General features: G+C 51.9%; 17 protein-coding genes and 1 riboswitch. Of the genes, 9 read left to right on the top strand and 8 right to left on the bottom strand.

The features are described from left to right. Genes sufB through GP475_RS06110 form a run of 6 tightly spaced genes read left to right on the top strand, consistent with a single transcriptional unit; the run spans position 1 to position 5,555 of the window. Complete coding sequence (gene sufB / locus GP475_RS06135) at positions 1-1,443, top strand: Fe-S cluster assembly protein SufB (RefSeq protein WP_187975719.1); 1,443 nt, start codon at positions 1-3, stop codon at positions 1,441-1,443. 5 nt (positions 1,444-1,448) lie between these two features. After that, positions 1,449-2,633 (top strand): Fe-S cluster assembly protein SufD, encoded by a 1,185-nt coding sequence (gene sufD, locus GP475_RS06130; protein WP_187975718.1) that lies wholly within the window; start codon positions 1,449-1,451, stop codon positions 2,631-2,633. A gap of 49 nt (positions 2,634-2,682) precedes the next feature. Further along, a complete protein-coding gene (gene sufC / locus GP475_RS06125; RefSeq protein WP_187975717.1) occupies positions 2,683-3,438 on the top strand; it encodes a Fe-S cluster assembly ATPase SufC in 756 nt (251 codons plus the stop codon). A gap of 8 nt (positions 3,439-3,446) precedes the next feature. Next, on the top strand, positions 3,447-4,706 hold the full coding sequence (locus tag GP475_RS06120) for a cysteine desulfurase (protein ID WP_224400375.1): 1,260 nt from the start codon (positions 3,447-3,449) through the stop codon (positions 4,704-4,706). Continuing rightward, positions 4,703-5,155: a Fe-S cluster assembly sulfur transfer protein SufU gene (gene sufU, locus GP475_RS06115; protein ID WP_187975715.1), complete on the top strand. Its 453-nt coding sequence runs from the start codon at positions 4,703-4,705 to the stop codon at positions 5,153-5,155. The genes GP475_RS06120 and sufU overlap by 4 nt, the downstream gene beginning before the upstream one ends. A gap of 4 nt (positions 5,156-5,159) precedes the next feature. Beyond that, a complete protein-coding gene (locus GP475_RS06110; protein ID WP_187975714.1) occupies positions 5,160-5,555 on the top strand; it encodes a metal-sulfur cluster assembly factor in 396 nt (131 codons plus the stop codon). A gap of 100 nt (positions 5,556-5,655) precedes the next feature. On the opposite strand, the gene GP475_RS06105 is transcribed toward GP475_RS06110, so the two are convergent. Further along, positions 5,656-7,065 (bottom strand): amino acid permease, encoded by a 1,410-nt coding sequence (locus GP475_RS06105; protein ID WP_187975820.1) that lies wholly within the window; start codon positions 7,063-7,065, stop codon positions 5,656-5,658. Between the two features lie 175 nt (positions 7,066-7,240). Here GP475_RS06105 and GP475_RS06100 point away from each other — a divergent pair, with 175 nt between their 5' ends. Next, on the top strand, positions 7,241-8,872 hold the full coding sequence (locus GP475_RS06100; protein ID WP_187975713.1) for an ABC-F family ATP-binding cassette domain-containing protein: 1,632 nt from the start codon (positions 7,241-7,243) through the stop codon (positions 8,870-8,872). Here GP475_RS06100 and metE read toward each other — a convergent pair. Together metE and GP475_RS06090 are read right to left on the bottom strand one after the other, a co-directional pair. Next, positions 8,845-11,214 (bottom strand): 5-methyltetrahydropteroyltriglutamate--homocysteine S-methyltransferase, encoded by a 2,370-nt coding sequence (gene metE, locus GP475_RS06095; protein WP_223144683.1) that lies wholly within the window; start codon positions 11,212-11,214, stop codon positions 8,845-8,847. The genes GP475_RS06100 and metE overlap by 28 nt on opposite strands. 43 nt (positions 11,215-11,257) lie before the next feature. Further along, on the bottom strand, positions 11,258-12,289 hold the full coding sequence (locus GP475_RS06090; protein WP_187975712.1) for a methylenetetrahydrofolate reductase: 1,032 nt from the start codon (positions 12,287-12,289) through the stop codon (positions 11,258-11,260). A 5-nt stretch (positions 12,290-12,294) separates the two neighbouring features. Next, positions 12,295-12,387, bottom strand: a riboswitch (SAM riboswitch). 305 nt (positions 12,388-12,692) lie between these two features. Here GP475_RS06090 and GP475_RS06085 point away from each other — a divergent pair. Next, the gene (locus GP475_RS06085; RefSeq protein WP_187975711.1) at positions 12,693-13,502 is read left to right on the top strand and encodes a GDSL-type esterase/lipase family protein; all 810 of its coding nucleotides are present in this window, start codon (positions 12,693-12,695) and stop codon (positions 13,500-13,502) included. An 18-nt stretch (positions 13,503-13,520) separates the two neighbouring features. On the opposite strand, the gene GP475_RS06080 is transcribed toward GP475_RS06085, so the two are convergent. The 5 genes from GP475_RS06080 to can all read right to left on the bottom strand — a co-directional run bounded on the left by GP475_RS06080 (position 13,521) and on the right by can (position 19,494). Further along, positions 13,521-14,885: a PFL family protein gene (locus GP475_RS06080; RefSeq protein WP_187975710.1), complete on the bottom strand. Its 1,365-nt coding sequence runs from the start codon at positions 14,883-14,885 to the stop codon at positions 13,521-13,523. 8 nt (positions 14,886-14,893) lie between these two features. Next, positions 14,894-15,163 (bottom strand): ACT domain-containing protein, encoded by a 270-nt coding sequence (locus tag GP475_RS06075; RefSeq protein WP_187975709.1) that lies wholly within the window; start codon positions 15,161-15,163, stop codon positions 14,894-14,896. Positions 15,164-15,199: 36 nt separating this feature from the next. Continuing rightward, a complete protein-coding gene (locus tag GP475_RS06070) occupies positions 15,200-15,964 on the bottom strand; it encodes a glutamine amidotransferase (RefSeq protein WP_187975708.1) in 765 nt (254 codons plus the stop codon). Positions 15,965-16,005: 41 nt separating this feature from the next. Continuing rightward, positions 16,006-16,575 (bottom strand): TetR/AcrR family transcriptional regulator, encoded by a 570-nt coding sequence (locus tag GP475_RS06065; RefSeq protein ID WP_187975707.1) that lies wholly within the window; start codon positions 16,573-16,575, stop codon positions 16,006-16,008. A gap of 99 nt (positions 16,576-16,674) precedes the next feature. Further along, positions 16,675-19,494 (bottom strand): aconitate hydratase, encoded by a 2,820-nt coding sequence (gene can, locus GP475_RS06060; RefSeq protein ID WP_223144682.1) that lies wholly within the window; start codon positions 19,492-19,494, stop codon positions 16,675-16,677. Between the two features lie 292 nt (positions 19,495-19,786). Here can and GP475_RS06055 point away from each other — a divergent pair, with 292 nt between their 5' ends. After that, positions 19,787-20,281, top strand: a complete 495-nt coding sequence (locus GP475_RS06055; protein ID WP_187975705.1) for an Rv1476 family membrane protein — start codon at positions 19,787-19,789, stop codon at positions 20,279-20,281. The last annotated feature ends 38 nt before the right edge of the window (positions 20,282-20,319 follow it).

Here is a 20,319-nt window from a genome sequence, read left to right as displayed (position 1 = left end):
ATGACCCAGACCCGGAATCCGGATGTCGTAGGGCCAAAGACAGATGAGGAAATCATCGAGTCTATCGGTGCCTATAGCTACGGGTGGCATGACTCTGACGCTGCGGGTGCTTCTGCACGTCGGGGTTTGGATGAAGCAGTAGTACGCGATATTTCGGCCAAGAAAAATGAGCCAGAATGGATGCTGAATCAGCGGCTCAAGGCCTTAAGTATTTTTGAGCGTAAGCCCGTGCCGACCTGGGGTGCTGATCTTTCCGGTATTGATTTTGACAACATCAAATACTTCGTTCGATCTACTGAACAGCAAGCCCAAACCTGGGATGATCTGCCGGAAGACATTAAGAACACCTACGACAAGCTAGGTATTCCGGAAGCGGAAAAGCAGCGTTTAGTAGCCGGAGTGGCAGCTCAATATGAGTCTGAGGTTGTGTACCACCAAATCCGGGAGGATTTGGAAAGCAAGGGAGTCATTTTCCTTGATACCGACACTGCTCTGAAAGAACACGAGGACCTGTTTCGGGAGTACTTCGGAACGGTCATCCCTGCTGGTGATAATAAATTCGCCGCGTTGAATTCCGCAGTGTGGTCGGGTGGTTCCTTTATTTACGTTCCGCCCGGAGTGCACGTTGATATTCCGCTTCAGGCCTATTTCCGGATTAACACTGAGAATATGGGCCAATTTGAGCGCACCTTGATCATCGTGGATGAGGATGCTTATGTGCATTACGTCGAGGGATGTACTGCACCGATTTATAAGTCAGATTCTTTGCACTCCGCAGTGGTGGAAATCATTGTGAAAAAGGGTGGGCGTTGTCGCTATACCACTATTCAGAATTGGTCTAATAACGTCTATAACCTGGTGACCAAGCGGACTAAGTGTGAGGCTGGGGCGACGATGGAATGGGTTGATGGAAATATCGGTTCCAAAGTCACGATGAAATACCCTGCGGTCTGGCTCACCGCCCCCTACGCGAAAGGTGAGGTTCTCTCAGTAGCTTTCGCTGGTGAGGGGCAGTTCCAGGACACCGGAGCTAAAATGCAGCACATGGCGCCGCATACGTCGTCCAATATTGTGTCGAAGTCAGTATCACGCGGAGGTGGGCGTACTGCCTATCGAGGGTTGGTGCAGATTAATCCCAACGCGCATCATTCCACCGCTAACGTCGAATGTGACGCCCTCCTGGTAGACAATATCTCCCGCTCAGACACCTATCCCTATAACGACATTCGTAATGACCATGTGTCCTTGGGGCATGAAGCAACGGTATCTCAGGTTTCTGAAGAACAGCTTTTCTATTTGATGAGTCGCGGTATTGCTGAGGACGAAGCGATGGCCATGATCGTGCGTGGATTCGTCGAACCTATCGCCAAGGAACTGCCCATGGAATATGCCCTTGAGCTTAACCGGCTTATTGAACTGCAGATGGAAGGATCGGTGGGTTAAAAATAATGGCTGAAACTGCCACTACCGTTTCATCAGGAACTCCCCACAACAATAAGGGAGACTTGTTTACCTCCTTTAATGTTGAGGATTTTGATGTCCCCAAGGGTCGGGATGAAGTTTGGCGCTTTATCCCGCTGCGACGACTCCGCGGCTTACACAATGGCTCATTTAGTTCACCAGTGGAACAGAACTTCAGCGTGGAAGTTCCGGCTGGGGCTGAACAGCAAGTAACGGTGGAACGCATCGCCCGCGATGATGCGCGCGTCGGACGCACCGGAGGAGCTGTGGATCGAGTTGGCGCTCAGGTCTGGAGCACCGCACCCAAAGCGGACTATCTGCTGGTTCATCGCGATGCTGTCATCAAAGAACCCATTCGGGTAACTATCCAAGGCACGGGAGCAGATAACACCTCTTTTGGAATCAGCGTATTAGAACTAGCTTCCGGGGCTGAAGCTGTGATTGATCTTCGGTATCGAGGTTCAGGAACACACGCAGACAATATTGAAATCATCCTCGGGGACAATGCCCGCCTGACCTTGATTACTGATCTCGATTGGGACAACGACGCCTTGCACCTTAATTCTCAGGTCGCTGTCCTCGGTCGGGATTCCGTCTTGCGTCACAACGTGGGGATTTTCGGCGGGGAAGTGGTACGGGTAGTACCCAGGGTTAAATTCACTGCTCCTGGGGCTGATGCAGAGCTAACCGGTGTTTACTTCGCCGATGATGGACAGTATTTTGAGCAACGTTTGTTAGTGGATCATTCGGTGCCTAATTGTCGGTCCAATGTTTTGTATAAGGGTGCCCTCCAAGGTGATCCGGAGTCTGCGTTACCCGATGCACGGAATGCCTGGGTTGGAGACGTGTTAATTCGCGCAAATGCGCAGGGTACGGACACCTATGAAGTCAACCGCAATTTAGTACTCACCGAGGGTGCTCGTGCTGATGCGGTGCCAAATCTGGAAATCGAAACCGGTGAGATCGCTGGTGCTGGACATGCCGCTACCGTCGGACGTTTCGACGATGAGCACTTGTTCTACCTCATGGCACGGGGTATTCCCGAAAATATTGCCCGACGGTTAATCGTGCGCGGCTTCTTCTCTGAGGTCATTAACCGGATTGCCGTTGATGACATTCGGGAGGACTTCGAAAACCGCATCGCCGCTGAGCTTGAAGGTGTTTCTCTTTAACTTGCCGGTATTGCTGACTCATCGAACTAAAGAAAGAATTGTGAAATAAATGAGCACTCTCGAGATTAAAAATCTTCATGCCCGTGTGGTTCCTACCGACGAGGCGTCTCAGCCCAAAGAAATTCTCAAAGGGGTTAACCTCACCATTAGCTCAGGTGAAACTCATGCCATTATGGGTCCTAATGGTTCCGGGAAATCCACCTTGGCGTACACCATTGGTGGACACCCTCGTTATGAAATCACCGAAGGAGAAGTGCTTCTTGACGGGGAAAATATCCTCGACCTTGAAGTAGATGAGCGGGCGCGGGCTGGGCTATTTATTGCCATGCAATATCCCACCGAGATCCCCGGGGTTTCTATGTCGAATTTCCTGCGGTCCGCGGCCACTGCGGTGCGTGGGGAAGCTCCTAAGCTGCGTGATTGGGTCAAGGAGGTGCGAGAAGCCCGCGAAAAGCTCGCCATTGATGCCTCTTTTGGTGAGCGTTCCGTCAACGAAGGCTTTTCCGGAGGCGAAAAGAAGCGCCACGAGGTACTCCAACTCGACATTCTTAAGCCCAAGTTCGCCATTATGGATGAAACCGACTCTGGTCTTGATGTCGATGCGCTGCGTATTGTCTCCGAAGGCATTAATAACTATCAGGAACAAACCGGCGGCGGAATCCTCATGATTACCCACTACAAGCGAATCCTGAACTACGTGCGTCCAGACAAAGTTCATGTTTTTGCCGATGGCCGAGTTGTCACCACCGGTGGTCCAGAGTTAGCTGATCAGCTTGAAGCTGAGGGCTACGAAAAATTCCTATGAGGTTCAGCGTGACTACACCCACCCAAGCCTTGGATCTAGACCAGATCCGTGCACAGTTTCCTATTCTCTCCCGCACCGTAAGAGATAATATGCCGGTTGCCTACCTGGATTCCGGGGCAACCAGTCAGCGCCCGGAGCGGGTATGGCGTGCTGAGGAACACTTTGTTCTGCACACCAACGCCCCTGTTCACCGCGGGGCTTACCAGATTGCGGAAGAGGCAACCGACGCCTATGAACAGGCTCGAGCAGATATTGCAGCTTTTGTGGGTGCGCGTGATGAGGAAATTAGTTTCACGAAGAATGCTACCGAGGCCTTAAATGCAGTAGCTTTCGTGCTGGGTGATGACCGCTCTGGTGATCTTCAGGTAGGCGAGGGCGACACAGTGGTTGTCACCGAACTAGAGCACCATGCAAATTTAGTTCCCTGGCAGGAATTGTGCCGTCGTACCGGGGCAACTCTAAGGTGGTATCGGGCTACCGAAGATGGTCGAATAGATCTGGATTCTCTGGAATTAGATAGCGCGGTCAAGGTTGTAGCTTTTACGCACCAATCCAATGTTACCGGAGCTATCAGCGATGTCGGGGAGATTGTTCGTCGGGCGCGGGAGGTCGGCGCATTAACTGTGCTCGACGCCTGCCAATCTGTTCCGCACCAGCCAGTTGATTTTCACAGCCTTGATGTGGATTTCGCCGCATTCTCCGGTCATAAGATGTGTGGCCCTACCGGGGTGGGAGTTCTGTTTGGCAAAGCTGACATCCTCAAAACGCTTCCGCCTTTTCTTACCGGTGGATCCATGATCGAGGTAGTTCGCATGGAAGGTTCGACGTTTGCTCCGCCACCTCAGCGCTTCGAAGCTGGCACTCAGATGAATAGCCAAGTTGTCGGATTGGGCGAAGCCGTGAGGTTTCTTCAGGAAATCGGTATGCACAACATCGCTGCTCATGAGGAACACATCACGGCCTATGCCCTGGAAAAGTTAATGGCGATACCAGGAATAAACATCCTTGGGCCTACTGACATGGTTCAGCGTGGCGGAGCTATTAGTTTTGTTGTGGATGGGATTCACCCGCATGATCTTGGTCAGATGTTGGATAGTAAAGGTGTGTGCGTCCGGGTTGGGCACCATTGTGCGTGGCCTTTGCATCGCTGTCTCAAAGCTCAATCTACTGCTCGAGCCTCCTTCTACCTCTACACCACAGAGTCGGAAATCGACCGTCTCGTTGAGGCGATTATCTATGCCCAAGAGTTCTTTGGGGTGAGAAAATGAAAATCGAGTCAATGTACCAGGAAGTGATCTTGGATCACTATAAGCATCCGCAGCACGCGGGCCTGCGCGACCCCTACGACGCCGAGGTTTTTCACGTCAACCCCTCATGTGGTGATGAAATCACCTTGAGAGTGCATCTCTCTGAAGATGGCAGCATGGTTGAAGACGTGTCCTACGATGCCGAAGGGTGTTCCATAAGCCAAGCCTCAACCTCCGTGATGGCTGAAGAGATCATTGGGCTTAGCGTTGAGGAAGCCATGGAAAAATTGGCTGCGTTTGAAAAAATGATCACCTCCCGAGGTGAGGAAGAAGGTGATCCAGAGCTAATCGGTGATGGAGTTGCCTTTGCTGGGGTGGCTCAATTTCCGGCACGAGTAAAGTGTGCTCTTTTAGGGTGGAAAGCGTTTCAGGCGGCAACTGCCCAAGCCTTAGAGGAAAAGGAGAAATAGACAGATGGAGGACAATCCTTCAGCACCGCAGACGGAAAATCCTTTTGGTCCGGTCCCGGAAAAACCAGAGCAATCCGCTGAACAGGTCGCTCAAGCCTATGACGTGGAAGAGTACCTGCGCGACGTCATTGACCCAGAATTGGGTATCAATGTGGTGGATTTAGGGTTGGTCTACGACATCTGGATGGAGGGGGAGAACGACGCCGTCGTTAATATGACACTGACATCCCCCGCTTGTCCGCTGACCGATGTTATTGAAGACCAAGCCCATAGTGCGGTGGTGGGTAATGGTGCGGCGAACTCCTTAACTATTAACTGGGTGTGGGTGCCAGCCTGGGGACCACATATGATCACCGAAGAAGGTCGAGAGCAATTGCGCGCCCTCGGGTTTTCGGTGTAATCCGCCGAGATTGATATTCAGCCGGGTCCGGCCCAAAAGCACTGAAGCCACCGTGTCGTGGGCTTCAGTGATTAGTCTTTTCCTCTCTCTGACACCCGGTTTAGATGTTCTCTGGGAGATTTGCCATATCCCGACTTAGATCTGCATGAGCAGGATCAACAGCGGGTGACCTTGTTTTGATTTTGTGTCCGATCCACAAGGCGAGGAAACATGGAATCCCAGCGTATGGGGCAAGAACGCTAAAGAGTCCTTCGCCGGTAGTCATGGGCTCGTAGGCTTGGCCAACTACTACCGCCAAGCACAACAGCAAAGCGATGATAGCTCCTAGTGGGAAGAATCTAGATCGGTAAGGCAGTTCGTTGAGGTCATGATGCTGAGCTGCTAATGCTTTGCGGAAGCAATAATGAGACCAGGAAATCCCCATCCAGGTGATGAAACCAGCGAGGGCAGAAAGGGTGAGCAGGAACTCATAAGCCGCACCGTCGCCCACTAAGCTGGTGATAAATCCGGCCATCCCGATGCAGGTAGTCGCAATAAGAGCGCGCATGGGGATATGCCGAGAGTTGAGTTTTCCGAAGAATTTCGGTGCATGGCCTTGATGCGATAAGGCAAAAAGCATTCGGGTTGAGGCAAAAAGCCCGGAGTTTCCAGCGGATAGTACTGAGGTCAAAATGACGGTGTTCATCAATGCCGCCGCGAAGGCAATACCAGCGCGGTGAAATACCAGAGTAAAGGGAGAAATAGCGATGTTTTCTTCGGAGGAATTCAACAGGTTCGGATCAGTGTAGGGGATGAGGAATCCGATGACGGCGATGGCACCGATATAAAAGAGCAGGATTCGCCAGAAAATTGTTCGAATAGCTCGAGGGATATTTTCCTCCGGGTTCTCAGCTTCACCGGCGGCAACGCCGACGAGTTCGGTTCCTTGGAAAGAGTATCCGGCGGCTAAGAATACGGCCAAGATTCCAAGTCCGCCATGGACGAAGGGGGCGTCACCGGTGGTCCAGTTGTGGGCGCCGACGTCATGCCCTCCCAAGATTCCCAGGATCATCGCGACTCCGATGACGAGGAAGACTACAACAGTGGTGACTTTAATGGCAGCGAACCAAAACTCGCCTTCACCATAGGCCCGCGCAGATAAGGCGTTGAGTCCAAAGAGAAGAGCTAGAAACAACGCTGACCAGATGATTGACGGCACATCAGGGAGCCAGTATTTCATCACTAAAGCAGCGGCGACGAGTTCCGCAGCCACGGTGATTGCCCAGTTAAACCAATAATTCCACCCCATCGCAAAGCCGAAGGACGGGGAGACGAAACGGGTTCCATATTCTTGGAAGGAACCGGCTACCGGAAGGAATGCGGCCATTTCACCGAGAGATTGCATCACTAGCCACACCATGATGCCGACGAGAGCATAGGCCACTAATGCTCCGCCGGGGCCGGCGTCGGAGATGGTGGCACCACTGGCGACAAAAAGACCTGTGCCAATGGCGCCGCCGATGGCGATCATATTGAGGTGGCGCGCTCGGAGACTGCGTCGAAGGGTTGGCCCGGTGGAGGGTTGATCAGACACGGCAACTCCTGAGGTGTAGAAAAAATTAAGCAGTTCTTCACCACTTTAATCGCAGCTTCATATATTGTCCCGATCGCCGGGTCGAGGTGAGCAGTCGCTATACTGTCCAGCCATGATTGTCACCCATGATCTCGAGGTTCGAGTGGGGGCGCGGACCTTGCTCCACGCCCCCGGACATCATCTGCGTATCCAACCAGGTGATCGGATTGGGTTGGTAGGGCGTAACGGTGCCGGAAAAACGACCACCATGCGTATCTTGGCGGGAGAAACGAAGCCCTATGGTGGCTCGGTGACGACATCGGGGGATGTGGGATATCTACCGCAGGACTCTCGGGAAGGTGATATCACGATCAGCGCCCGAGATCGGGTGCTTTCAGCTCGTGGTTTAGACAAATTGCGCAGCAGTATGGATCGTCAGCAAGAAATCATGGAAACGACGACTGATCCGCGCCGCCGAGATAGCGCCATCAAGAAATACTCGCGTCTTGAGGAGCAATACCATCAGCTAGGCGGATATGAAGCCCATGCAGAAGCAGCCCAAATCTGTGAAAACTTAGGGCTTGAAGCTCGCATATTGGATCAACCTTTGCACACCTTATCCGGTGGTCAGCGCCGCCGGGTGGAACTAGCGCAAATTCTTTTTGCCGCTTCAGCTGGTTCTGGAAAATCGCGTACTACGTTATTGCTCGATGAACCCACCAACCACCTTGATGCTGATTCAATTACCTGGTTACGCGGCTTCTTGGAAAAGCACGAGGGCGGTTTGGTGGTGATTTCCCACGACGTTAACTTGCTCAAAGCGGTATGCAATAAGATTTGGTTTCTTGATGCTGTTCGAAGCGAAGCCGATGTGTACAACATGGATTTTGAGCGTTATCAAAAAGCCCGTGCTACGGACGAAGCGCGGCGCCGACGTGAGCGGATTAATGCTGAAAAGAAGGCCTCAGCTTTAAAACAACAAGCGGAAAAGTTGGGAGCGAAAGCGACCAAAGCTAAAGCTGCGAAACAAATGGCTGCTCGTGCTGAACGCTTAATGAATAATCTTGACGAGGTTCGACAAGCTGATCGCGTCGCTCATATCTCTTTCCCCGAACCCGCACCGTGCGGCAAAACTCCGCTCAACGCCACCGGTTTAATGAAGATGTATGGATCCTTGGAAGTCTTCGCTGGAGTTGATTTAGCCATTGACCGTGGATCGCGGGTGGTGGTTCTAGGTTTCAACGGTGCCGGCAAAACCACCCTCTTGAAATTATTGGCCGGGGTTGAACGTTCCGATGGGGAAGGAGGAATTGTCAGTGGGCATGGGCTAAGAATTGGATATTTCGCCCAGGAGCATGACACTCTAGATTCCTCTGCCTCAGTGTGGGAAAACGCAATTCAGGCATGTCCGGACGCTGGGGAACAAGATCTTCGCGGCGTGTTAGGCGCATTTATGTTTTCCGGGGAGCAGTTGGCACAACGGGCCGGAACACTGTCCGGGGGTGAAAAGACACGCTTAGCTTTGGCGTGTCTAGTCAGTTCCCAGGCAAATGTGCTACTGCTGGATGAGCCCACCAACAACCTTGATCCAGTGTCCCGGGAGCAGGTACTTGATGCTATCCGTACCTATCGCGGAGCCGTGGTGTTAGTTACCCATGATCCCGGTGCCGTCAAAGCCCTCCAGCCAGAACGCGTAATTGTGCTCCCCGACGGCACCGAAGATTTATGGTCAGATGATTACCTAGAGTTGGTGGAACTGGCCTGACGAGCTAGCCGAGTAGCCTCAACGAGGTTCTTCAGCGTTGCAGTGGTTTCTTCCCACCCCCTGGTTTTTAGGCCGCAATCCGGATTAACCCACACTTGTCGAGGATCCAGGGCGTGGGTAGCGCGACGGATAAGCCCGCCGATTTCTGCTACAGATGGAACCCTCGGGGAATGGATATCCCACACACCTGGACCTAGTTGGCGTTCAAATCCCTGCTCGGCTATCGCCGGTAAGACGGCCATCTTGGAGCGTGATGCTTCGATACTCGTGACGTCTGCATCGAGGCGGTCAATAGCATCAACCACCGTGGCAAAATCTGAGTAACACAGGTGAGTATGGATGGAGGTTTCCGGACGTGCACCGCCAGTAGCGAGCCGGAATGCCCCTACTGACCAGCGTAAATATTCTCCTTCCTCGGAACTGCGGAGAGGAAGAAGTTCGCGAATAGCAGGTTCATCTACTTGGATCACACCTACGCCGGCTTCTTCCAGGTCCTTAATTTCATCACGCAATACTAAGCCAAGTTGATCTGCCACCTCTGACCACGGAATATCCTCGCGAACAAAAGACCACGCCATGATTGTGACCGGCCCGGTCAGCATCCCTTTGAGAACATGATCTGTCAGCGAGGCTGCGTATCCTGACCATTCCACGGTCACTGGTGCGGGTCGGGAGACGTCGCCCCACAAAATTGAGGGGCGGGTACACCGAGAACCATAGGATTGAACCCAGCCGTGGGTAGTGGTAAGAAAACCGTCGAAATGCTCCGCAAAATACTGCACCATATCATTACGTTCGGCCTCTCCATGCACTAAAACATCGAGACCGACTTCTTCCTGTGCTCTAATGACGTGGTGAATTTCCTTCCGCATCGCTGCCTTATAGTCCTCCGTGCTTAAGTCGCCGCGACGGTGTGCAGCTCGAGCTTGACGAATATCCGACGTCTGCGGAAAAGAGCCGATAGTAGTGGTGGGTAAAGGCGGAAGATTCAAAGCCTTTTCTTGAGCGGCTAGCCGCTCTGGATAGGGGGCACGGTGTCGATCAGCTTCATTAATCGCCGCGGTACGCTGCCGAATATCGGCGCGATGTACGCCGGGGTGGGCGCGTCGAGCCGCCAAAATGGCCTGGTTTTCTTCCAACTGTGAGGCAATAGCTGCCTTACCTTCATTGAGTCCCCGCGCTAATATCGCTACTTCTTCAACTTTTTGGTGGGCAAAAGCTAACCAGGAACGAATATCTGGATCAAGAGATGTTTCCAAAGAAACATCGTAGGGAACATGCTGCAAAGAGGTAGAGGTACTGACCGCAAGATGGACATCCTCGTGAAGATTTTCCTTGAGGTGCTCAAGATTGTTAAAGATCCCAGATAAATCAGCTCGCCAAATATTGCGGCCAGAAACAGCACCAATTACCAGTGTACGGTCCCGCCACGACTGAGACCAGCGCTGCGCTTCCTCAGCGGAAGGCCAGCGCCCCCGAACAGTATCAATATGGACCGCAGCTACCGGCGTTTCAGCTAGGACATCCACAGCATCGGCTGCGTGACCATAGGATAAGGCAACTACCAGGCGAGGTTTAGCCGTTGCAGCTAGGCCCTGATACGCCCGCTTCACCGCAGCTAAAATGTCTTTCCGAGGGATGCTCCAGCGGTCAGATACTAAGGCAGGTTCGTCACATTGAATCCAGCTCACTCCCACGGAGCTTAAAGCGGCAATATAGTCTTCGTAGGCACCCAGGACATCGTCTAGCCGTGAGAGCGGATGAAAGTCATCCGGTGCGCTTTCACTAGCACGAGAGAGCAGGAGAAAGGTGACTGGCCCAACAAGAACCGGGCGCATATGAGGATAGTGTTCGACGCCCGCCAGGCGTTGAGATCCCAGGAATTCGAACTGAGTTTCTGGACCAATTTCCGGGACAAGATAATGGTAGTTTGAGTCAAACCACTTGGTCAATCCGAGGGCTGCACGGTCGCCTTCGCCTCGGGCAATAGTAAATTGTGCGGCCAGTGCCTCCGCAGATTCGGGGGAGTGGTGTGCAAGGATGTCTCGCTCAGCCGCGAACCTATCGGGAGTTGCTCCCAAGGCGCACACTAAATCCAAAATCTGGTCATAGTAACAGAAGTCCTCAGGAATACTGGCTTCTTGATCCAATCCCAAACTGGAAAGAGTATCATTGCGTTTTTTACTTAACGCATCTGCGGTGTTATGCAGCTCAGCGGCATAAGAGTCGCGATCTTCCGGGCTAGACTTCCAGAATTTCTCCAGGGCAAATTTCAATTCCCGGTGTTCACCAATGCGGGGATAGCCTAAAATACTTGCAGTCGGGAAGGTCGTGGTCGACATGGTTAAGCTAGGTCCTTTCATCAAGGGTTCGGATTATGGAGTGCTACACGCCGGGGGTTAAACGTCGCAATGCTAAGCCCACAAGTTCTACATCGACGTCCGGTGGCAAGGGCATTCGTGAGGTGCCACCGGTGCTTCCATATCGGTTGAGGTAGCCACCTCCTCGGAGGTACTCCACAACATCTAAGACAGGCCGCGGGCGGTTAAAGGTGTACAGGTGAATCCCAGGGGCACCAGCTTCCAAAACGCCGGCGATCAGTTCAATTGTGGCTTTAAGTGATTGCCACACTCTCAGGGAATCATCAGGATTGCGGTGAATATCAACAATTCTTTGAGGTACTGGGACTCCAGAAAGACGTTCCAAAGCTTCTAATCTGCGTAAATCATTTAAGGGCATAATCCCTGGGATAAGCGGTAAGCGTCCACCAGCTAAAGTCAATTCTCTGACCATGGAGTCATACTGCGCAGGGTCATAAAACACCTGTGTAATAGCGTAATCTGCCCCGGCGCGTTGCTTCTCCAATAAGGCAGCAATGTCATTAGCCCGAGCTTGTCCGCTACTGGCCGGATAAGCTGCGACGGCGATAGACACCCGGTCTTCTGGTCTATCAGGATCAAGGACCTCAGCCTCTATTTCTCGAATGAGGTAAACCAAGTCCACCGCCCGAGTCATGGTTTCTACCTCAGTGGAAAGAGGTAGATCCTTGCTGGGAGGATCTCCGCGCAAAGCAAGGAAATCTCGAATACCAGCACGGAGCAGTAGGCGAATAATCATTGCCATGTCTCCGCGGGTTGACCCTAGACAAGTTAAATGAGCAACTGCTGGGAGCTTTCGTCGCTGATCTAAGACATTCATCAGCACTTGGACCGAACGGTCGCGACTATCGCCCTTAGCGCCACCGGCGCCAAAGGTTACCGACACATAATCTGGTGCTGCGTCAATGAGCCGGTTGATGCCCGTCCATACGCTGGAGGTTCTCGCTTGAGCGCGGGGCGGATACAACTCAAAAGACACCGTCGGATGAGTAGAAGGTACTCCCGGCTGGTAATCCTGATAAAGATGAGCGGTGGACACAATTCTCCCTATTGACTTCCGGCGGAAGCACCCTTCCGAGGCTTCGGGGGTTGCTGCGGCGTCAATGAGCCGGATCTCTCGGCCGCTCTGAATAGGTTGTTCCGATCCTATTGCATTAAGCGGTTCGGCGATAATGGACAGAGATGTCTATTTTATTTTCCCAGGTCACGCCATGAAATTAATGTTTCTTTTAAAACAGCTAAAAAAGCTAAATTTTTTTGAAAGAAAATGTAACACGGTGAAAAATTTCTTCGATAAACTTACAGAGCGTGAACTGTTCTCAAATGAAAACTAACGTCGTTTTTTGAGGATTGCTCACCACCAACCGAATCAACCGACCGAGGAAGCCCGGTGTGGGGCAGTACGTCGATGAGACGACACACCGGCAGTAAGGCAAAGTCTTATGAATATGCGTCCCCTAAAAACTGCGGTTCTGGCAATAACCGCTGCTATGGGATTGTGTTTGACTCCGGGAGTGGCCAATGCAGCCCCCGGAAACCTGGTGTCCTTCGGGGATTCCATCATGGCGAACCCGACGCTCGAAGCAGAAGCACAATCACGCATTGACCCCAACGCTAACCCGTGTCCCACCGATCCCTGGGGTTTTGCCAAGCATGCAGCTTGGAACATGGGGTTAGAACCCCAGGACTACTCCTGCGCCGGAGCGACAGTCTTTGGTGGTGAAAATCGTTTTGATAAAGAAGTTGATCGGGCAATTGCGGACGGTGCTTTAGGTCCAGATACCCGGGTGGTGCTGGTCAACATCGGCTTTAATAACACGTACGGCCCGCTGATGAGTGGTGTAACCGAAAATGATATCCGTAACTATGTGGTCGATGGTGCATCTGCCCAGGTAGAACGGATCCGGGCGGCTGCTCCCCAAGCCAAAATTAAGATTGTTGGATACAGCAGTATCACCGATGACCACCACACCTGTTTAGCGCAAATGGGTAATAATATCCATAGCCGTGAGTTCTTTGATTTCATCACTTATATTGAGTGGCTTTCAGATGATATGCTGCGCAATGTCGCAGATCGTACTCACACTCAATTTGTGGATCTCAAACCTGCGTCAGTAGGACACAGCATGTGCGCTCCGGATGGAGAGCGCTGGTTCGGCGGGCTTATTGATCTTGGGCAACACCGAAATATGCCGGTGCACATGACTGCTCTGGGCAATGAGCGAGTTGGCCAGATTATTGCCCAATCCTAGCTGAGCAGGGCATGGCTTTTAGTTACGGAAGCCATGCACAGGAGCAGGGATAAAACCACCCCGGTGGATAAAGGCACGGTTGGATACCTTATTTACCGGGATAACTGGGGCATAGCCTAGTAGACCACCAAAGTTCACTTCATCACCCGCAACTGTGCCAGGCACAGGGATGACGCGAACGGCGGTGGTTTTATGATTCATAATGCCGATAGCAGCTTCATCAGCAATCATTCCGGCAATAGTTTCTGGTGGAGTATCACCGGGAATCGCAATCATGTCCAGGCCTACCGAACAGATGGCCGTCATGGCTTCGAGTTTGTCAATGCTTATTGAACCAGCTCGCACGGCATCAATCATGCCTCGGTCTTCTGACACGGGGATAAAGGAACCGGATAGACCTCCCACTCGTGAACACGCCATCATGCCGCCCTTTTTGACTGCGTCATTAAGCAGTGCCAAGGCGGCAGTTGTACCGTGAGTACCTACTTGGTCTAGCCCCATATGTTCTAGGATATGTGCGACGGAATCGCCTAGTTCTGCGGTAGGAGCAAGAGATAGATCAACTATTCCGAAGGGAACTCCTAACCGTTCAGCTGCCATCGTCCCCACGAGTTGACCACAGCGGGTGATTTTGAATGCAGCTTTCTTAATTTCCTCTGCCACCTGATCTAGACTGGCATCCTCAAGGTTGCCTAAGGCGCGGTCCACAACGCCAGGACCCGATACCCCAACGGATATAACACAATCTGGCTCTTCGATACCGTGAAAGGCTCCTGCCATGAAGGGGTTATCACCGACAGCATTGGCAAAAACCACCAATTTCGCGCACGCGATGGAGTTTTCTGCTGCGGTGATTCGGGCCGCGTGAGAAATAACTCGTCCCAGGTCAGATGCGGCATTCATGTTAAGGCCGGCGCGCGAAGACCCGATATTAACTGAAGCGCAGACAACATTAGTGGTGCTGAGGGCTTCAGGTAAAGACTCGATGAGACGTTGATCTGCTTCAGTGGCTCCCTTTTCAACGAGAGCGGAATAGCCACCAATAAAGTTCACTCCAACCTCAGATGCAGCTTTATCAAGGGTTTGCGCAATCTCAGTCGGATTTCCCGATAATCCACCAATTATTAAGGACACGGGCGTAACGGATATCCGCTTATTAACAATCGGTATCCCTAGTTCCCTTTCAATGCTTTCACAGACTTCCACAAGTCGTGAAGCTTGTTGAGTTACCCGTTGATAAACGGCCTGGCAGGTTTCTTCCATCGTTGATCTGGTACAACTAAGCAGTGATATACCCATTGTCACCGTACGAATATCGAGACGATATTTTTCAATCATCTCAATTGTGTCTAAAATATGCCCAGCATTAAGAGTAAGACTCATCGATAACCTTATATTTCATTAACAGCACTAAAAAGAGCTTCGGATTGAATCCGAATAACGAGATTTTCAGATTTTTCTACCTGCTGCATTCGTTCTTGGATATGAGTAAGATCTGTTTTATTTTCGTCGAAACCTACCCTCAGAATCATGGTGAACCATTCTTCCATCAGGGTTTGAGAGACATTGTGGATATTGACATCCAGTTCTGCAAGGGCAGAAGATACAGCCGCAATAATGCCCGTGTGATCAGCGCCGGTAACAGTCATAATGGCAAACATGCAGATATTCTAACCCCCACCGAAGAGATGATGGGGTTAGCGTGCACCTATTCGTGAAGAACGGGGGATGGTGGAGGTGCCAGGCGTCCACTCCTGCGCGATTTCCACAAATCTCTTCATAATCGAATTAGCTGCGGAGGTTGACACACTGGCCAGTTCAGCAGTGATGGTGTCAAAATCCTCCGGAGAAAAATACCCACCAGTAAGGTTAAAGCCCATACGTGCGCACATGCCCTCATGGTCTAAATCGGGATGAAATTGGCATGCCCAGGTGCTATCATTAGCCCGAACCATTTGAACCGGACATTGAGGTCCGGTAGCTAATATGTCAACACCGCGCCCTACTTCTTTCACAGCTTCTTTATGCCCGGTATATGCTGAAAACTGTTGCGGAAGATGCGCAGTTAACAAATCCTTTTTCCCAGATTCGGTTAATTCTACCCATGTTTTTCCGGCTGGCTCACCATAGTCTCTAGTAACCGAACCACCGGTTAAATCAGCTAAATAGGTGTTTCCAAAGCAAATAAATAAAGTGGGTATATCGAGAGTCAATAACTGTTCTAATTCACGATGCACATGTTGTTGATAAGGGGAGTGAGTAGTGTCAGTAACATTCAACGCACTCCCGCCAACAATAATCCCGTCATAGGAGTTGAGGTCTCTGAGCGTGACGAGGGTGGAATCAACAATTTGGTGCGATAATTCACCACTACTAATCCCGGCGGTGCGGACAACATCATGAAATTCGGAAGCGCAAGCCGCCGGGTCTTGGCGAGAAGAAATCAGCAGTAATGAAACCATACCGCTTAGTCTAGAATGCTCAATCTGTAAAGTACAGTTTTCTACGAGGAATGACCGCGTACGGTTTCTTCGACCAAATCCAGAACCTTTTCCAAGCCTTGAGTCGAGCCTCCAGATGCTAGCAGAGTAATAAAACCTTCCATGACGGTTTCCAGAAAGGTATGAAGTACCGACATGGGAACGTCGCTGCGCATCCGATCAGCCGCCGCATTTTGTTGAAGACGCTGGGTGACAGCTTTGTCCAAAACCGCCTGGTGTTCCTGCCACCTGGCTTTAAAAGCGGGATCAGTTCTTAATAGGCGGGTAATTTCTAATCGGGTAGAAAGCCAGTCATAACGCTCGGGATGATTCAGCATATCTCGCATTACTTGGACAAGGCCTTCTTTTGCCACGACCTCAGCTTGGCGAGCAGCGTCTTCTCTTGCTAAAGCAAGAAAAAGGTTTTCCTTATCTCCGAAATGATGAAAGATTGCGCCCCGGGATTTTCCCGTCGATTCTTCTAGGCGTCGGACCGTAGCGCCTTCGTATCCATGTTCAGCGAAGCAGCGCCGAGCGCCTTCCAAGATTTCTTGGCGGCGACGAGTTAACTCGGTGTCACTGACTATCGGCATGTGATTGTCCTCAATTGTTCAACAGGAACGGGAAAGGAAAAAGGGGCCACACCGCTGGGTGTGCGGCTATGACCCCTTAGACCTCAAGACGTTTACGCTTTAGGATTTCACCATCTGGCGCAGAACGTACTGGAGGATACCGCCGTGGCGGTAGTAGAGAGCTTCACCGGGTGTGTCGATGCGCACGACGGCGTCAAACTCTACTTGATCCCCGGTTTCTTTCTTTGCTACAACGTGCACCGTATTGGGGATGTAGCCGTCCTTGTTGAACTCAGTAATGCCTTCAATATCGAAGGTTTCGTGTCCATCAAGGCCAAGGGATTCATGAGACTCACCAGCTGGGAACTGCAGCGGGATGACGCCCATACCAATGAGGTTAGAGCGGTGAATACGCTCGAAGGACTCGGTAATGACGGCGCGCACACCCAAAAGATTGGTACCCTTGGCGGCCCAGTCACGCGAGGACCCGGTTCCATATTCCTTACCACCCAGAACAACCAAGGGGATTCCAGCTTCTTGGTAGTTCATCGCGGCATCATAGATGAAGGACTGCGGAGCACCGTCCTGAGTGAAGTCCAGAGTATATCCGCCGGCTTGATCGACCAACTGATTTTGCAGTCGAATATTAGCGAAGGTACCGCGAACCATCACCTCGTGGTTACCACGTCGGGAACCGAGGGAGTTATAGTCCTGGCGCTCCACTCCAGCAGCATCAAGGTACTGTGCCGCAGGAGTGCCGGGCTTAATAGCCGACGCAGGGGAGATGTGGTCAGTGGTGACCGAGTCGCCGAGCTTAGCAAGAACACGAGCACCCTTGATGTCCTCAACCGGTGCGGGCTCTAACTGCATTCCTTCGAAGTAAGGAGCCTTCCGGATGTAAGTAGAGTTTTCATCCCATTCGAAAGTCTTACCCTTAGGAACATCGAGGTTCTGCCATTGCTCGTCGCCCTTGAAGACATCGGCATAGTCCTCTACGTACATCTCACGAGAGATTGAGTCATTGATCGTCTGCTCGATTTCTTCGGCAGAAGGCCAGATGTCTTTCAGATAGACATCATTACCTTCAGAATCTTGACCAATGGGCTGAGAGTCGAAATCAATGTCCATGGTGCCAGCAATGGCGTATGCGATGACCAGCATGGGCGAGGCCAGGTAATTCATCTTCACGTCGGGAGAGATGCGGCCTTCAAAGTTGCGGTTACCGGACAGTACAGCCGTGGCCGTAATGTCGTTGTCATTAATGGCATCCGAGATTTCATCTGGCAAAGGACCGGAGTTGCCAATGCATGAAGTACAGCCGAAGCCAGCCAAATAGAATCCCAGAGCTTCTAGGTCTTTCCACAGATCTGCCCGCTGGAAATAACCGTCAACCACCTGGGAGCCAGGAGCACAAATGGTCTTGACCCAGGGCTTAGCTTTCAGACCCTTTTCATTGGCTTTACGGGCAACCAGTCCAGCACCAACCATCACGGAAGGATTAGAGGTGTTGGTACACGAGGTAATCGATGCGATGGCGACCATGCCGTGGTCGATGGTGTACTCACCACCACGTGGGGACTGAACAGTAACCGGCTTCGAGGGACGACCCTTTGCGCCGACGGCTGCGGATTCTCCGTGTCCAGCAAAAGAAGCATTGTAGTTATCAATGTCTTCGTGGGCTTCGACGGCAGTTGCTCCGCCTTCAGCGCCCATCTTGGCTGCAGCCTGGGAGTCATCCTCGCACACTGGATCATTGGTGAAGACCTTGAGATCTTCCCGGAACTGAGCCTTGGAATTGCTCAAAAGAATCCGATCCTGAGGGCGCTTGGGGCCTGCAATCGAAGGCTGAACTGTAGAAAGATCCAGCTCGAGATATTCGGAGTACTGAGCCTCTGGGGTGTCCTCAGCGAGCCACATGCCCTGGGCTTTGGCATAAGCCTCGACGCGTTCGACATCTTCTTGGGAACGGCCGGTTAGGGTCAGGTAGTTGATGGTTTCTTCGTCGATCGGGAAGATCGCACAGGTAGAGCCGAACTCCGGTGACATGTTGCCAATGGTGGCACGGTTAGCCTGCGGAACAGACTTCACACCAGATCCGTAGAATTCTACGAACTTCTGCACCACGCCATGCTCACGCAGCATCTCGGTGATGGTGAGTACCACGTCAGTAGCGGTGACGCCGGCGGGAATTTCACCGGTGAGTTTAAATCCGACGACCCGAGGAATCAGCATAGATACGGGCTGGCCGAGCATCGCGGCCTCTGCCTCAATACCGCCAACGCCCCAACCCAAAATACCGAGACCGTTTTCCATAGTGGTGTGGGAGTCGGTACCAATACAGGTGTCGGGGTAAGCGAGACCATCGTTATCAAAAACAACGCGCGAGAGGTACTCGATATTGACCTGGTGAACAATACCGGTTCCGGGCGGAACTACTCGGAAATTAGAAAAGTTCTCTGCGCCCCAGCGCAGGAACTGATAACGCTCTTCATTGCGCTGGTATTCAATTTCAACATTCTTCGCCAAAGAATCAGGGCGACCAAATGATTCCGTGATGACCGAGTGGTCAATCACCATTTCTGCGGGAGCAAGGGGATTAACCTGGTCTGGATCGCCACCAAGGGTCTTCACCGCTTCACGCATGGTTGCTAAGTCCACAACGCAAGGTACACCGGTAAAGTCCTGCATCAGCACCCGAGCCGGGGTGAATTGAATTTCGGTATCCGGTTCGGCGTCAGGATCCCAATTAGCAATGGCTTTAATATGATCTTCGGTGACATTTAAGCCGTCTTCGGTACGCAGCAGGTTTTCGCCAAGTACCTTGAGAGAATAAGGCAATTTTTCCATGCCGGGCACAACGTCGAGTGCGAAGTACTCATATGTACGGTCGCCAACTTCGAGCGTGCGCTTGGCGTCAAAGGAGTTCTTGCTTTCAGTCACAGTGAGCTCCACTTCCTATTGTTTTATGGGTGAGTTCTCTGCATGTAAGCGAAACCGGCTGTGATTTCGCACAGATTTAAAGAACGCAGGGGGTTCCTACATAATTCATGGTAGTTGAGAACCCCAAGCACCTCGGCCATCTTAACAGTACGATCGTTCTGTTGGCGAATTTACCCATGTACCCTCCGTGTCGTGTCGGCAAAAGATCGTTGAATGCCCTAAATTGGGGGGAGGGCCAAGAGGTGGTTCCAATGAGATTTAACGTCGACATACCAGGTTAAGGGGTTTAGTCATGGATGCCCTCCAGAGCGATCTTGCCCAGCAACTAGCTGAGGGCCACGTCGCTATCGAATCACCTCACCTTGGCGATAGCCCATTTGTAGACCAAGAGGGAAAGCTCAGTCAGATCGCCGTTGAGGCGGAAAATGACGGTTTTGGCTCTCTTGGAATAGTCATTGTTAATCATGATCCCAGCGAAGCCGGGGGACTTCGTAACCTTGGAATTGATTTACTGAACGACTCCGACCTTGACACAATTGTTCTGAGATCGCCCACGATCGTCGATGTGGTGAGTAAGACGCACCATCGGGCCGAACTGGAGATTGGGCGAAATAATCTAGCCCAGAACCTTGACCCAGTCGCTTATCCCGGGCAACTCCACGCCTTTATTGCAGACCTGGATAACTATTCCGCGCCGTGGGGAATGTTTAGTCTTATTGCCGCAATTGTGGTCGGCGCCGTCTTTGTGGCTGCGTGGCGCGCCGCGCGTACAGCTTTCATCAGGTAGGCGTGTCAACCATCCAGGCTTGCCGACGGCCTTAGCAT

This window comes from Corynebacterium poyangense (assembly GCF_014522205.1).
Classification (GTDB): Bacteria; Actinomycetota; Actinomycetes; order Mycobacteriales; family Mycobacteriaceae; genus Corynebacterium; species Corynebacterium poyangense.
Note: the sequence above shows the minus strand (reverse complement) of the source record. Positions and strands in the feature narration are given on the sequence as shown.